This is a genomic window from Mechercharimyces sp. CAU 1602 (assembly GCF_024753565.1).
In the GTDB taxonomy this organism is placed as follows: domain Bacteria; phylum Bacillota; class Bacilli; order Thermoactinomycetales; family JANTPT01; genus Mechercharimyces.
This window is the reverse complement of record NZ_JANTPT010000001.1, coordinates 737,655-752,057: the sequence shown is the minus strand read 5'-3', so window position 1 is coordinate 752,057 and position 14,403 is coordinate 737,655. Positions and strand designations below refer to the sequence as shown.

At 44.6% G+C, this 14,403-nt stretch carries 13 protein-coding genes; 5 read left to right on the top strand and 8 right to left on the bottom strand.

Going from position 1 to position 14,403, the window contains the following annotated elements:
• Nucleotides 1–61 precede the first annotated feature (61 nt).
• From NXZ84_RS03940 to NXZ84_RS03925, 4 genes are all read right to left on the bottom strand, one after another.
• Nucleotides 62–673 (bottom strand): class I SAM-dependent methyltransferase, encoded by a 612-nt coding sequence (locus NXZ84_RS03940; protein ID WP_258838976.1) that lies wholly within the window; start codon nucleotides 671–673, stop codon nucleotides 62–64.
• A 214-nt stretch (nucleotides 674–887) separates the two neighbouring features.
• Complete coding sequence (locus NXZ84_RS03935; protein ID WP_258838975.1) at nucleotides 888–1,433, bottom strand: DUF420 domain-containing protein; 546 nt, start codon at nucleotides 1,431–1,433, stop codon at nucleotides 888–890.
• 177 nt (nucleotides 1,434–1,610) lie between these two features.
• A complete protein-coding gene (locus NXZ84_RS03930) occupies nucleotides 1,611–2,843 on the bottom strand; it encodes an iron-containing alcohol dehydrogenase (RefSeq protein ID WP_258838974.1) in 1,233 nt (410 codons plus the stop codon).
• 31 nt (nucleotides 2,844–2,874) lie between these two features.
• Entirely contained in the window at nucleotides 2,875–3,768 is an 894-nt protein-coding gene (locus NXZ84_RS03925; protein ID WP_258838973.1) for a R2-like ligand-binding oxidase, read from the bottom strand.
• A 317-nt stretch (nucleotides 3,769–4,085) separates the two neighbouring features.
• Here NXZ84_RS03925 and NXZ84_RS03920 point away from each other — a divergent pair, with 317 nt between their 5' ends.
• From NXZ84_RS03920 to NXZ84_RS03900, 5 genes are read left to right on the top strand one after another with little or no spacing between them, the layout of a single operon-like run.
• Nucleotides 4,086–5,678 (top strand): long-chain-fatty-acid--CoA ligase, encoded by a 1,593-nt coding sequence (locus tag NXZ84_RS03920; protein WP_258838972.1) that lies wholly within the window; start codon nucleotides 4,086–4,088, stop codon nucleotides 5,676–5,678.
• Between the two features lie 44 nt (nucleotides 5,679–5,722).
• The gene (locus NXZ84_RS03915; RefSeq protein ID WP_258838971.1) at nucleotides 5,723–6,892 is read left to right on the top strand and encodes an acyl-CoA dehydrogenase family protein; all 1,170 of its coding nucleotides are present in this window, start codon (nucleotides 5,723–5,725) and stop codon (nucleotides 6,890–6,892) included.
• Between the two features lie 30 nt (nucleotides 6,893–6,922).
• Nucleotides 6,923–7,687, top strand: a complete 765-nt coding sequence (fabG, locus tag NXZ84_RS03910; protein ID WP_258838970.1) for a 3-oxoacyl-ACP reductase FabG — start codon at nucleotides 6,923–6,925, stop codon at nucleotides 7,685–7,687.
• A gap of 53 nt (nucleotides 7,688–7,740) precedes the next feature.
• Nucleotides 7,741–8,187, top strand: a complete 447-nt coding sequence (locus NXZ84_RS03905) for a MaoC family dehydratase N-terminal domain-containing protein (RefSeq protein WP_258838969.1) — start codon at nucleotides 7,741–7,743, stop codon at nucleotides 8,185–8,187.
• Nucleotides 8,184–8,600: a MaoC/PaaZ C-terminal domain-containing protein gene (locus NXZ84_RS03900; RefSeq protein ID WP_258838968.1), complete on the top strand. Its 417-nt coding sequence runs from the start codon at nucleotides 8,184–8,186 to the stop codon at nucleotides 8,598–8,600. Before NXZ84_RS03905 ends, NXZ84_RS03900 begins: the two co-directional genes overlap by 4 nt.
• Before the next feature lie 110 nt (nucleotides 8,601–8,710).
• Here NXZ84_RS03900 and NXZ84_RS03895 read toward each other — a convergent pair whose 3' ends face one another.
• The 4 genes from NXZ84_RS03895 to gcvPA form a co-directional block, all read right to left on the bottom strand.
• Nucleotides 8,711–9,652, bottom strand: coding sequence for a DMT family transporter (locus NXZ84_RS03895; RefSeq protein ID WP_258838967.1), 942 nt, complete (start codon nucleotides 9,650–9,652; stop codon nucleotides 8,711–8,713).
• Nucleotides 9,653–9,866: 214 nt separating this feature from the next.
• Nucleotides 9,867–11,300 carry a Vps62-related protein gene (locus NXZ84_RS03890; RefSeq protein ID WP_258838966.1) on the bottom strand — a complete coding sequence of 478 codons (1,434 nt, stop codon included), beginning with the start codon at nucleotides 11,298–11,300 and terminating at the stop codon, nucleotides 9,867–9,869.
• Nucleotides 11,301–11,592: 292 nt separating this feature from the next.
• Nucleotides 11,593–13,056, bottom strand: coding sequence for an aminomethyl-transferring glycine dehydrogenase subunit GcvPB (gcvPB, locus tag NXZ84_RS03885; RefSeq protein ID WP_258838965.1), 1,464 nt, complete (start codon nucleotides 13,054–13,056; stop codon nucleotides 11,593–11,595).
• Complete coding sequence (gene gcvPA, locus NXZ84_RS03880) at nucleotides 13,053–14,399, bottom strand: aminomethyl-transferring glycine dehydrogenase subunit GcvPA (RefSeq protein ID WP_258838964.1); 1,347 nt, start codon at nucleotides 14,397–14,399, stop codon at nucleotides 13,053–13,055. The genes gcvPB and gcvPA overlap by 4 nt, the downstream gene beginning before the upstream one ends.
• Nucleotides 14,400–14,403: the final 4 nt, after the last annotated feature.

Here is a 14,403-nt window from a genome sequence, read left to right as displayed (position 1 = left end):
TCTACTTATCCAAGCTAAAGAAATCCCATATATCATCTAGTGTAAGCGATATCCCCGTCATTCAATCCCTTCTCTGCAGGACGACCAGGTTACCATCTAAGCCGACCCCTGCTGCATTAGAAATCATCTGAAGGGGAAGAACTGGTCCAGATGAGAAAAAGGGGTTAAAAAATTCTTGTATGACGTTTAAAGTTACGGGAACAAACGAATTATCCCATGTCGGTTTTTCACGGCATCCCCGCAATAAGATCCGTCCCCCTGGCTTTAATACACGTACCATCTCTTTTACATAATAAGGACGATCCTCTGAACCGATTAAGTGAAAACAACCCCGATCGTTCACAAAATCAAATGAGTGGTTATCCTCAGACATCTTTAATACGTTGCCACAATGAAAATCAACGTTTACCCCCTGTTCCACTGCTCTAGATTTTGCGATCGCAATTGCTTTCTCACTCATATCTATGCCAGTCACATTAAACCCTTGCTGTGCGAGAAAAATCGCCTCCCTTCCCGCTCCACATCCCACATCAAGCGCCATCGCATCGGTTGGCAAAAGTCCTGTAGCAATAAAACTGACCAACTCCTGCGAGGGATATGTATAATCCCATCGCTGTAAGTACTCTCCACTATCATACATAGAATCCCAATGCTCAGGTCGTTGTTCGCTCATCATACCCTCCCCTTTCTTCATTGATTCTCCCTACTCATTAGTGAATCCTTTGTATCTATCATACCGTCGCCAAATTAACTTTTATTTTTTTATGCAAATAAAGTGAGTTTATATATACTAATAATTCCGATAACTACACCTCTACACTAGCTGGTCTGATCTAAAAACCGCCTACACAATCTTTCGTAGACGGTTTTGCTACTGAACACTCTGCTTAATAGTAGGGCGAAATCATCAAATAGACAATCGGCCCGCTTATGCTTACATACAGCCAGATCGGCATAGTCCAGCGTGCGATCTTACGATGGCGTGGAACATCCATTTTCCAGCCGAAGTAGATAGAGAAGAGGGCTAGCGGAACGATGATGGCCGCTAAAAAAATATGCGTGATCAATAAGATAAAGTATACATACCGAATGGGACCCTCACCACCAAAAGAAGTGGATTCAGCCAGACCGTGATAGATCAGGTACGTGACTAAGAAAAAAGAGGTCGATGTAAATGCCGCCAATATAAAGCGACGATGCCACATAATATTTTTCTGTTTGATCATTATAAGCGCTACTACCAAAAAAACGAAGGTGAAGCTATTGAAGATTGCATTCATCATAGGTAAGAAAGTTAAGTCCAGATGGTTAAATTGGTCCGTCTTTGGCATCACAAAAAAGAGGGCAATAATAGCATTAATCAAAAGAGAGAGTCCGATGATCACTTTCGTTGCCGTCGATGTATTTTGTAGTCCTTTAGGTTTTTCTACCATACGTAATATGCACCTCACTTTATCTCTTTATTTTTTTTAGTGTACCACATGCTCCTTTCATCTAGACGTATCAATCTATTACAATTAGGTGTCGGCTGCCCTCTTCCCAATAAATAATCCTCTTTCATCAGTATATCTCCTGATGAAAGAGGACTTTAATTCCAATCTATAAGTTGTTTACGCTCTCTCCTCTACTTTCACTCCCTGAACCTGCTCGGCAATTGTGCAAATCGTTTCTTCTGCTAGAGGAAACATTCGCCCTAGCGGATCCTGTTGCACCGCTGTTACCAACTGGGCCATATCATCCTCTGCTGTGACCTCTTCTCCTCGCACCTCACTCGTATTCAAATGAGAGGGTAAACCTATATCTGTGCGCATTTGCTCGATTTTATCAATGACAGCATCTAAACATGCTTCTTTCTCTTTATTCTTCGTATCAACCTGCAATGCGGTGGCGAGTGCGTCGATCTTAGGAAGATATAATTCAGGTAACGCCTTCATCACTGCTGGCAAAAATAAAGCATTTGCTAATCCGTGCGGAGTGCGGTACAACGCTCCACATGCATGAGCAAAATTATGAACAGGAATGGCTGCCAGTGTGAGGCTAAATGCCGTGATCGCCATCGCACTGGCAGCTAACATTTCCATGCGGGACTCCATGTCTTCCCCGTCTGCTACCACACGGGGAAGATGACATTCTATCAATCGAATCGCCTGCAAAGCGAGGGCATCACTGTACGAGTTGAGTTGGGGTGAAGCAAGTGCTTCGATAGCGTGTGTCAACGCATCAAAGCCAGTGAACGCAGTGATGAATGGGGGTAGACCCATTGATAGTTCGGGATCTAACACTGCCATATCTGAAGCTAGATCTGGGTGAACAAGATTTGTTTTTAAGCGCTTCTCTTCATTGAAGATAACAGAGATAGGTGAAACCTCCGAACCTGTACCTGCTGTGGTGGGTACAGACAGATGAGGAATGGTTAGGGATCGTGCCTCCGGCCATCGCTCTACATGTAACCCTCTCGTTAACACATCTTTAATATCTTCTAATTCGTAAGCAAGACTATATTTCACCCCTTTTACCGCATCCATCACACTTCCACCACCCACGGCGAGGAGCGCATCTGCTCTCACATCACGTGCAAATCTGGTTGCTTCATTAACTGATGAACTCGTTGCATCCTGAGTCAGCTCGAAAAAAGTACCTACAATCTCTGGTGCCTCAGTATCCTGCGCAGAGAAAACCTCTTCGACTCGTTCTACAACCCCTGCCTTTTTCAACCCCTGATCGCTAAACAATGCAATCCGCTTTCCCCTTAGTCCCCGAAAGAGGTCTGGAATCATTGCACGCACTCCTGCCCCATTGTGAAGAGAAGTACGTACGTGAAAAGCATGGTAATCTACTCCCATTTAAAAAACCTCCATTCACGTTCAGTGAAAGCTACAAAACCGTTCCTGCTTCTTCTTCATCATATCGATAAACTTCATCTAAAGATTTGCCCCGGGCACGTTTCAACACTTCCATTCGCACGTGAGCTTGCTTCATCATAAATTGGTTATACAAGTCATTGGTCGTACCAAAAGCACTGACAGGCTTTTCTTTGATGCTTTCATGCTGCATCTTTATCGCATACGGAATAAGTTCTTCCATCTTCTGCATCACTACATCGTATAAACTGTCATCTTCGGCAATACACCGCTGGAGCAGATAAGTACCATAACTAATATGACGTGCTTCGTCTTTCTTTAAGAGGGCAATCCCTTGCAATAATCCAGGCATAATTCCCTCTTTCTCCAGTGTCGTGTGAAAAGAATAGTATCCTGTTTCAGCCAAAACACCCTCGACAAAGAGATTGTAAACGGTAGCCGCTTCAACCAGCGCTACCCGGGAATGATCATGTTCCAAACGAGTCATCGCCGTAGGTAAGATTTCTTGGAATATCTGCTTATACGTATCTGTATGATAGACGGTAAGATCCCCGTTTTCTCCCATCTGATTAAGAAAGTGGCGGAAAAACTCTGTATGCTTTGCCTCTTCGAAAAGAAATGTGGTTAAATACATCTCTTCATCCAAACGACCTTCTTTGGCAATTACCATGATAAGAGGTAGCAAATCAAGAGTAACCGCTTCCTCTCCAGCTTGAAATTGAGAAATTAGTTGCATGATCTCCCATCTTTTCCGTTCATCTAGTTGATCCCAATCGCGGCGGTCTTGGGTAAAATCAATATCTTCCGGATCCCACACCCCCAACTTTTTCGCTTTACGGTATAAGCGATAAGGAAACGAATTCTGCTTCCATCCTTCTCCACTCATCGTTACAAACTGTTCTCTCATGTTACCCTCTCCCTCCCTCATATTGAACAAAAGAAAAAAATATCGTATACTGATATCATGAGTAAGTATTCATTTGATTGCAACAATTGTAAGCGATTACAATTATCATAATCGATATTCGCTCATTTTTCCAGAGCGAAATCTGACAAACAACCAAGAAAAAAGAAATATAATCACTACCGTATGTATCGCTTACTGCTCTCAGATTAAAAGTTTGAATATTAGGCAAAGATAGACTTTCTCGTTGTAACAGACAGCTAGAATGGTTACCGCTGATGCTAGCTCTTCACCTCAAATCACAAAGGAGGAAACTAGTAATGAAGCGACCTTGGTCCCAGCATATTCCCGCAGGTGTGCCCGCCTCTGTCGATGTCCCTCTCCTTACAATACCTGAACTTTTGCAGCAGTCCTTGCATACTTATGCTGATCATACCGCTATCACTTTTTACCATCAAACGTATACCTATCGCCAATTATCACAAGCGATCGCACAATTTGCCCGCGCACTCCAGCAGATGGGGATTAAAAAAGGCGATCGTGTCGGTATCATGTTACCCAATTGCCCACAGTATCCAATTAGTTACTATGCCGCACTTCAATGTGGAGCCACGATTGTGCAACTAAGTCCCATGTACAAGCCTAACGAGTTACTACATGTCCTACAAGATAGCGAAACCTCTTTTCTGATCGTACTCGATACGCTCCTTCCTCTGACAGATTCCATCATTGATCAATCCTCTGTTTCTCATACCATCGATGTCTCTTTTAGCCAAGCATGCACGTTTGATCAGCTCCTCCATCAGTCTAACGAGGAATACTCCTTTACACCTGTCCCTATCTTCCCTAAAGAAGATGTGGCCGTCATTCAATATACAGGAGGCACGACAGGTCGTCCCAAAGGGGCAATGTTAACACATTATAATATTGTTGCAAATGCCATCCAAAGTGCCGCCACTTCAGAAATCAAGATAAAGAAAGGAGAGGAACGCGTTTTAACAATCGCACCTCTCTTTCACATCTATGGCATGACAGGAGCGATGATCCTCACCTTCTATAATGGCGGGAATATGATCCTCGTCCCCAAATTTGACGTTGAACATGTCATTGAATTAATCGAAAAAGTACAGCCCACCGCTTTTCCCGGAGCTCCTACGATGTATATTGCACTATTGCATCGCTACAGCCAAAAACCGTTTGACCTAAGTTGCTTTACCTTATGTACTAGCGGTTCAGCTCCTTTGCCATTAGAGGTGTTAGAACGCTTTAATCAGCTAAGCAAAGCGGATATTGCGGAAGGATATGGTTTATCCGAAGCCTCCCCTGTCACCCACCGTAACCCAGTCATCGGCTTGCAAAAAGCAGGGAGCATTGGATTCCCCATCGCCAGCACCGATGCCAAAATAGTGGATGCTACTACAGGAGAACGGGAGCTTCCACAGGGGGAAGTGGGAGAGCTAATCATTCAGGGACCGCAAGTAATGAAGGGATACTGGAATCAACCAGAGGAGACAGCCAAAGCTTTGCGCAACGGATGGCTATACACTGGTGATTTAGCCAAGATGGATGAAGATGGATACTTTTATATCGTCGGCCGAAAAAAAGAACTTATCATCGCCAGCGGTTACAATGTATATCCAATTGAAGTAGAAGATGTACTATACCGCCACCCCGCCATTTTTGAAGCTGCTGTAATTGGTATCCCTGATTCCTATCGTGGGGAAACAGTACATGCTGTAATCGTCTTAAAAGAAGATGCATCCTTATCAGAGGAACCGTGCATCTCATACTGCCGAGAGCACCTTGCTACCTACAAAGTACCCACCAGCGTAACGTTTCTTACAGAGATGCCAAAAAGCGATGTGGGAAAAATCCTCAAACGTAAACTAAAAGAGCTGTTGGCTGTTAAGTAAGTTCTTTATAGAATCACATCCACGCTAAAAGGGGTGCACACCGTATGCATTTACGCTTAACTGATGAACAGCGCATGGTGCAAAAAACCATTCGTAAGTTCGTAGAACGTGAATTGATGCCACTTGAGGCAGAAGTATTGCGAAACGAACGCGAAGGCAAGCCCAGCTTATCTGCAGGTACTATAGAAGACCTCCAACTAAAAGCAAAAAAGGCGGGCTTTTGGGGGATTAGTACCCCTGAAGAGTACGGGGGAGCCAATCTTGGCAATATGATGCTCGCCATCGTGTTGATGGAAGTATCCAAAACCTTCGTCCCCTTCCGCTTTGGTGGATATGCCGATAATATCCTCTACTATGCCAACGAAGCCCAAAAAGAAAAATACCTCTTACCGACCATACGCGGCGAGAAAAAATCATGTTTTGCTATGACCGAGCCCGATGCGGGTTCAGATACGCGTAATATCAAGATGAGTGCGGTTAGAGATGGAGATGAATGGATCTTACACGGTGAAAAAACCTTTATCACCGGTGGCAATGAAGCCGACTTTGTCATGGTGATCGCGGTAACGGACAAAGAGAAAAAAGAAGCAAATCCTCGGGATGGAATCACTTGTTTTATCGTAGATCGTACAATGGGTTGGCGCTCCGAATACATCGATACAATGGGTGATTGGGGACCTGCCTCCCTTATCTTTGACCAGGTGCGAGTGCCACATGAAAACGTACTAGGCGAGGTAGACCGTGGATATGATCTCGGCTTAGAATGGATCGGATTTGCACGCTGGATCGTCGGCGCTCGTGCGATTGGAGCGGCAGAGCGTCTACTGGCTATGGCTATAGATTATGCCAAAAAGCGAAATACCTTTGGCAAGCCAATTGCCGAGCGACAGGCAATCCAATTTATGATCGCTGATTCAGCTGTCGAGATCGAAGCCGCCAAATGGCTTGTACTTAACGCCGCCTTTACCCTGGATCAAGGAGAAGATAATCGCCACCTCGCCTCTATCGCCAAGCTATATGGATCCAATATGGGGAATCGTGTTGTCGATCGAGTTTTACAAATCCACGGTGGGATGGGATATACGAAGGAACTGCCTATCGAACGCTGGTATCGCGAAGCAAGACTATGGCGTATATACGACGGAACCGATGAAATTCAGCGTGTTATCATCGCACGCAACCTGTTGAAAGAACATGTAAAAGTAGGGCAGTAGTCACGTACACTACACGAGGGAGGATGAATAATGACTGCAAGATTTGACGGACGCGTTGCTTTTGTCACAGGAGGAAGCCGGGGGATCGGAAAAGCTATTGCAGAGCAATTTGCCGCCGCGGGAGCAAAAGTTGCTCTCGTTGACATAGATGAAGAATCTCTTAGTACTTGTGCACATCAATTACGAGAGCAAGGGTGCGAAGTTTATGCTCAAGTAGCTGATATTACTGACGGAGATCAAGTTGCACAAGTGACTAAAGAGATCGTGACTACATTTGGCTCACTCGACATCCTGGTCAACAACGCAGGGATCACACGAGATAACCTATTATTTAAAATGAGTGATCAGGACTGGGAGAGTGTAATGAACGTACACCTTAAAGGCTCCTTTCTTACCTGCCGTGCAGTCCAAACATATATGGTAGAACAAAAATACGGACGAATTATTAATCTCTCCTCTACTTCCGCCCTCGGCAATCGAGGACAGGCCAATTACTCAACAGCTAAGGCAGGATTACAAGGGTTGACCAAGACATTGGCCATTGAGTTGGGACGCTTCGGTATTACCGTCAACGCAATTGCCCCTGGATTTATCGAAACGGACATGACCAAAGCAACCGCTGCCCGTTTAGGGATCTCCTTTTCCGATCTGATCGCAGCCAGCATCACAACCATTCCTGTTGGACGAAGCGGAAAACCAGCAGATATAGCACATGCCGCACTCTTCTTCGCTGATGAACACTCTTCTTTTGTGAACGGGCAAGTGCTCTATGTAGCAGGAGGACCTAAAGATTAAGCTTCTTCAGGAGTCAAATGTGGTGAAATCCAAGATGAAAGAGGGAGATCTCATTGTTTGATTGGATTGGTAACTGCTCTGAAAAAGTGAAAAACGTTGTAGAAAGAGGAGCCGTAAAAAAGTTTTGTGAGGCGATTGATGATCCTCACCCCCTCTATACGGATGAGAAGACAGGGGCTTCCTCCCGCTACGGGAGGAATATTGCTCCCCCTACTTTTCCAGTCGTCTTTGACTATGGTACTATTTCTTCCCTCTATCTTCCCAAAAAAGGGTTGATTCATGGGGAACAACAATTTCACTATGAGCGCCCTCTTCTCATCGGTGAAGAGATTTTCTGCTACCAGGAAGTCCATGATTACACTGAAAAAGATGGAAAGCTAGGACGAATGGGAATTCTTCATATCAAGCGCTACGGTGAGTCGGCCGAGAATCGACTCATCTTTTCCTCTACTCAGGTTATTATTCTTAGCAGCCTAGTGCGGAAGGAGATGGGTGTATGAACCACTTACATCATCTAGCTACGGGAGAATCACTAGAGGAAATCCAATTATCCCCCGTCTCTCGGCTGGATCTAATCAAATACGCTGGCGCTTCCGGAGACTATAACCCGATCCATACCATCGATGAGGAAGCGCAAAAATTAGGGCTACCCGGGATAATCGCTCATGGAATGTGGTCCATGGGGCAATTAAGTAAGCTGTTTACACCGTATTACACCGATGGGTTTATCCAAAACTATTCCATTCGCTTCAAAGGTATGGTTGGTTTAGGAGATGTTTTAACCCTGCGCGCCACCCTAACTGAGCGTGGGGAAGAACGACTGCGCTTCAAAGTTATCGTCGTAAACCAAGCAGAGGAAGACGTGCTAGCCGGTTCAATCGATTACCACTTATATTCCAAAGCTGCAGTATAACAAGTTCATCCCCTCCTTCAAATGGAGTCAAATTTGGGTAAAACAGCATGAGAAAAGCAAATGACTCGCACACCTTTTCTGGAGGGCGAGTCATTTTTTGTACCCCTCTTCTATTCCAGATCAACCATAGCATCTCTATCTTTCTCTTTCTTAGAAACAGGCGTTGACATAAATAACACAAAGGCTATTCCTATAAGTGTAAGTAATATACCCACTAATTGTACCGCAGTTGGGCGAAAGTTCGTAATCATCATGTCGAGCAAGATCGCTACTGCTGGATCTAAAAATAATAAGGCGGATGTAATACGAGCTGGGAGAAAACGGATACTTCCGAAGAATAAATAATAAACAAAACCGGTATGAACCGATCCGATCACCACAATCGCTAGCCAATTATGGAAAGACAATTGAGTAAAAGAATCGAGCTTTATCACAGGGATTAAGAAAAATACCCCCAAAAACATATGACAAAAAGAAACTGCATACGGACTTAGGAGAGTTACTCCTTTCCCAATCAAGGTAAGCATAGAGTAAAAGAGAGCCGCTAAGAGAGCCCAAGCAAATCCAGATGCCATAAATCGGTTAATAGACCACCCTCCATCAATCCCCATTATAAGCAGAGTACCAACAAAACAAAGCAAAATCGATCCCACAGAAATCAAGGATAATCGCTCTCGGAAGATCAGGCTGCCCAACAACAAGACAAAAACTGGGGCTAGATAGTAGATAGCTACTGTTATCGTTACTGGCATAACTTCAAAACTCATAAATAAAAAGAGCCAATTTAGAACCAATATAATGCCACCTATACACACGCGTATAGTTTCGCTTTTATTCCACCGCTCTTTTTTAAACTCACCCGTCATTACCCAAGCTATTCCTAAAAAAAACGCACCAAACACACACCGTATAAAGACAAGCTCCCGTGAATGCAGCCCTGTTTCCGCTGCTACAAAACCAATAGATCCGAAAATAGCCATTACTGTGGCGAGTCCAATAATAGCTGTCCATTTTTGACGGGGCGTAACAGATAATAGATTTTCTTGACTCATTTTAAGTCGAGCTCTTCTTTCTACTCTGCCCTTTGATGTTACTATTCTTCATTCACGTTCGCGCTTCCTAATTCCTCTTCATAAGGGAAGGGGGTAGCTTTCTAAAAGAAGCGAATGATAAACATACAAAAGGGTAAATGTGTCGCCGCGCTGACTTCACATTCACCCTCTATCGATTTCAACCGTGCTTCTTAAATTATCGTAAGAACCATTATTAGTGAAACTCGATGATAAATTTCTCCCAGGAACCGATCTTAGAACGATTGGCATTCGCATCTCCGTTGTTTTCCGCAACAACATACTTACCATGACGACTTTTTAAAGATATTTGATCGCCACTTTTTAAGCATCCGTTAGCATTTGAGTGGTTGGTCAGCTGAAACTCTTCCCATGATTGAGGTTTATTTGCTTTCGCATCGAGACTCCCGTTATCTGTCGCTCGTAAATAATACCCACTACCCGTCTCAATATTAACCAGGTCTCCATCCTTCACACAACCACTACCATCATCTTGGACAGAGTTAGTAACCTTTAAATTAAATCGCTCCCAATTCCCCACTTGCGAGCGATTGGCATTCACGTTTTTGTCCCCATCCCCTTCTGCTACAAGGTACTTCCCATGATGTGAGCGAAAAGCCACATTAAAGATAGATGTAGCTGGCTCGCCAAACGTACTTGTCCAGTTAGTATTCTCATCAGGTCCTCCTGGACCGTTATTAAGGACACAAACAAACTGTAGGCTACAACCACCCTCTTCATTTCCCCACCTATCGATTCCACCACTCGCTGGATCTGCTGAATCCATACCAGCAACAGTCGAAGTGGTATCTGCACTTAACCATGCTGGCCAATCTCTGCCTGAAAGACTTTCCTTTCGATCAAAATCATAAGCCTCAACAGCTTCCCATGTGTCCCATGCTGTTCCTTTACTCGTTTTATCTTCTAGTTTATCGATGAAGAGATTGATGTACTCATGGTTGCCAGGTTCTTTCCACATTCCATGGGAGCCTTGAGCGGAGTACGTGACAATGTGGGTATCATCTACCTTCTCAAAGTCGCTCCAGTTCTGCTTGGTATTAAAAGAATGATAATTTAATTTGACTTGTTTAGCATCTCCATCGACCAAACGAATTTCAATTCCTTCCCAATCACCTACATGATGACCAAAGCCCGCTCCCCGCGGCACAAGCCAGGAGGGAAGAAAATTCATCAGCGTCTCCAGGTTGGAGGGTACTTTCCCTCGATTATACGGATACCAGATCATATACTTTAGATCGATGGTAGATGGACCTGCTTCACGCCAGCCTACGTAAATACGAGCGGAATCCAAATCTCCGCGAAAAAAATCTAGCGTTCCATTTGGGTCATTTAAAGGTTGTTTGGAGCGCAAAGAGTATTTATTACTCCCCGCTCGCTGATACCTTTCCAGGTAGTCAAACGACCACTCCACCGAAGAAGGGAAATACTTCTCATCTTTATCAAACCATACTTGCGGCGCGTATTTTTTAATTAGTTCTAGTTTTTCATCCTTGGTATAGTCACTACTTGTCTCCTCCGTCATCGCCTGAACAGAGTTGGCACCCGAGCCTAATGGAAAGATTACTCCCAATAATGCAACACATAAAGCCATTAGAAAACCTTTTTTCACACCTCATACCTCCTTCTCAATCTCCCATTTACTTACTTTACAAAACATAGATATTATATTTATCGCTAAAGATTCAAAAAATATTGCACTCTTATTCTACTAGATTCATCCTCAGTTCGTCCAGCTTTCGTTTACAATTGAATCATTCTTTCTATATTTAGGGAATCCTTTTGCCATCTCTTCGCAGCGCACTGTTGGCGCCCTCTTTCCCGTTACAAACAAAGGGTGAAGAGAAAATTTCTTCTCCTCACCCTCGCTCTATTCTCCAGCTTCTGCTATCCCGTCAATCAGATTACTTCTTTTCTCTCTCCCATCGCAAAACAGGTTTGCGCGCCGCCAATACTTCATCCAAGCGCCGTACCGGAGTATGGTGAGGAGCCTCTTGAATCACTTCAGGGTTTTCTTCTGCTTCTTTGGCAATACGGATCATCGTTTCAATAAAAGTATCTAAAGTTTCTTTGCTCTCTGTCTCTGTCGGTTCGATCATCAAACACTCATCCACAATCAAAGGGAAGTAAATAGTGGGTGGATGAACGCCAAAATCGAGTAAACGCTTTGCCATATCCAGCGTGCGTGCGCCTTGTTTCTTTTGACGTGCACCTGAAAGGACAAACTCGTGCTTGCAATGCTGCGTAAAGGGTAGATCATAGTACGGTTCCAGCTTGCGCATCATATAATTGGCATTTAGCACAGCATTTTCTGATACCTTTCGCAACCCTTTTGCCCCCATCGTACGAATATAAGCATAGGCGCGGACGTTGATCCCAAAATTACCGTAAAACCCTTTAATCCGACCCATGGATTTGGGGATATCGTAATTGAGAAAATACCCCTCTTCCCCTTTTTCTACTGTTGGAGTAGGTAGATAAGGGGCCAGTTTCGCGGTCACACCTACGGGACCAGAACCAGGTCCACCCCCGCCATGTGGGGTTGTAAACGTTTTGTGTAGATTTAGATGAACCACATCAAAGCCCATATCCCCTGGGCGTGTAATCCCCAGAATCGCATTAGCATTTGCGCCATCGTAATAAAGAAGGCCACCTGCCTCATGTACAATATCTGCAATTTCACCAATCTCTTCTTCAAACAAACCGAGCGTATTAGGATTGGTCAGCATCAAAGCAGCTGTATCTTCCCCCACTGCTTCTCGTAGTGCGGCAACATCAACGTGCCCCTTTTCATTAGATGGAACTGTAATCGTCTCGAAACCAGCTACAGCAGCACTTGCCGGATTGGTCCCATGGGCAGAATCAGGCACAATCACTTTATTGCGTCCGCTTTCCCCTCGATCTTGCAAATACGCACGAATCAGCATTAAACCAACCCATTCTCCCTGTGCGCCTGCCGCTGATTGCAATGTCACCTTATCCATGCCTGTAATTTCAGCAAGGGAACTTTGCAATTCATACATCAGTTCCAATGCCCCTTGTACCGTCTCCTCCGCCTGATACGGATGAATACGAGTCAAACCCGGAAGACGAGCCACATCTTCATTAATTTTGGGGTTATATTTCATCGTACATGAACCCAAGGGGTAAAACCCGTTGTCGATACCGTGATTAAGACGAGATAGCTCTGTATAATGGCGAACAAGATCCAACTCCGATACTTCTGGCAAGTCCGCAGGTGCTTGACGCACCATTTCTGTTGGCAACACCTCTTCGCTTGAGACTGGTGGTACGTCTAAGGCAGGCAAACTATAAGCTGTCCGTCCCGGTTTACTCAATTCGAAGATCAAGGCTTTTTCCTGGTTCATACTAATCCCTCCAATACACGAGCAAATGCCTCGATTTCCTCTTGAGTACGCAATTCAGTGACGGCAATCAGCATGCAATCTGTGTACTCTTCATCGACTCGTCCCAGATCGTAACCACCTATCATTCCCTGCGCAAGCAGTGCTTTATTTACTTGTGCCACTGGCAAGGGCAACTTCAAGGCAAATTCATTAAAGAAGGGTTGAGTGAAGCAAGCACTTACTCCAGGAATCTGTGTCAAGCGTTGTTTCGCATAATGAGCTTTTTGTAAGTTAAGTTCCGATACTTCTTTAAAGCCGGCTTTCCCTAGCGCAGATAAATAGACCGCTGCCCCCAAAGCATTTAATGCTTGGTTAGAACAAATATTAGAAGTCGCCTTCTCACGTCGAATATGTTGTTCTCGTGCTTGGAGCGTAAGGACAAATCCTCGTTTACCGTTCTCATCTACCGTCTGCCCAACGATCCGACCTGGGATACGGCGCATCAATTTTTTCGTAGTGGTAAAAAATCCGCAATGCGGCCCTCCAAACTGAACGGCAATCCCTAGAGGTTGCGCTTCTCCTACCACAATATCTGCTCCAAATTTCCCTGGGGGGGTGAGTACTCCAAGAGACATTGGATTGGTACTAACCACAAACAATCCTTTATTGCGATGTGCCAAGGGCTCAATCGCTTTTAGATCTTCTATATTACCGAAGAAGTTGGGGGATTGAATAAGAACAGCCGCAGTTTCGTTATCACTTTTATCGTCTAATACTTTAAGATCGGTTACTCCATCTTGACATGGAATCGTTACAACTTCTAAACCCAATCCTTTGGCTTGTGTCGAAATGATAGCACGTGCTTCAGGATGAACTCCCGCTGACACCAGTATTTTTCGTTTACGAGTCGTGGCGTATGCCACTCCCGCAGCTTCAGCCAGCGCCGTTGCCCCGTCATACATAGAGGAATTGGCCACTTCCATCCCTGTCAGTTCCGAGATCATGGTCTGAAACTCAAAAATCGCCTGCAATTCTCCTTGACTTACCTCCGCTTGATACGGAGTATAAGCAGTGTAAAACTCCGATCGTGAGGTCATGTGCCCCACAACGCTGGGAATATAATGGTCATAAGCACCTGCTCCCAAAAAACAGGCTGCTTCATCGAAAGAGGTATTCATTTTGGCAAGACGGTGCATGTGACGTACCAACGTCGGCTCCGCCAATGCAGGAGGCAGATTTAATTCTCCTTCAAAGCGAATATCTTGTGGGATTTCCGCAAATAGTTCTTCAATCGAATCCAGTCCGAGAAAAGACAGCATCTCCTGGCGATCTTCTTCCGTCATTGGTAGGTAACGAAACTTCATCCCT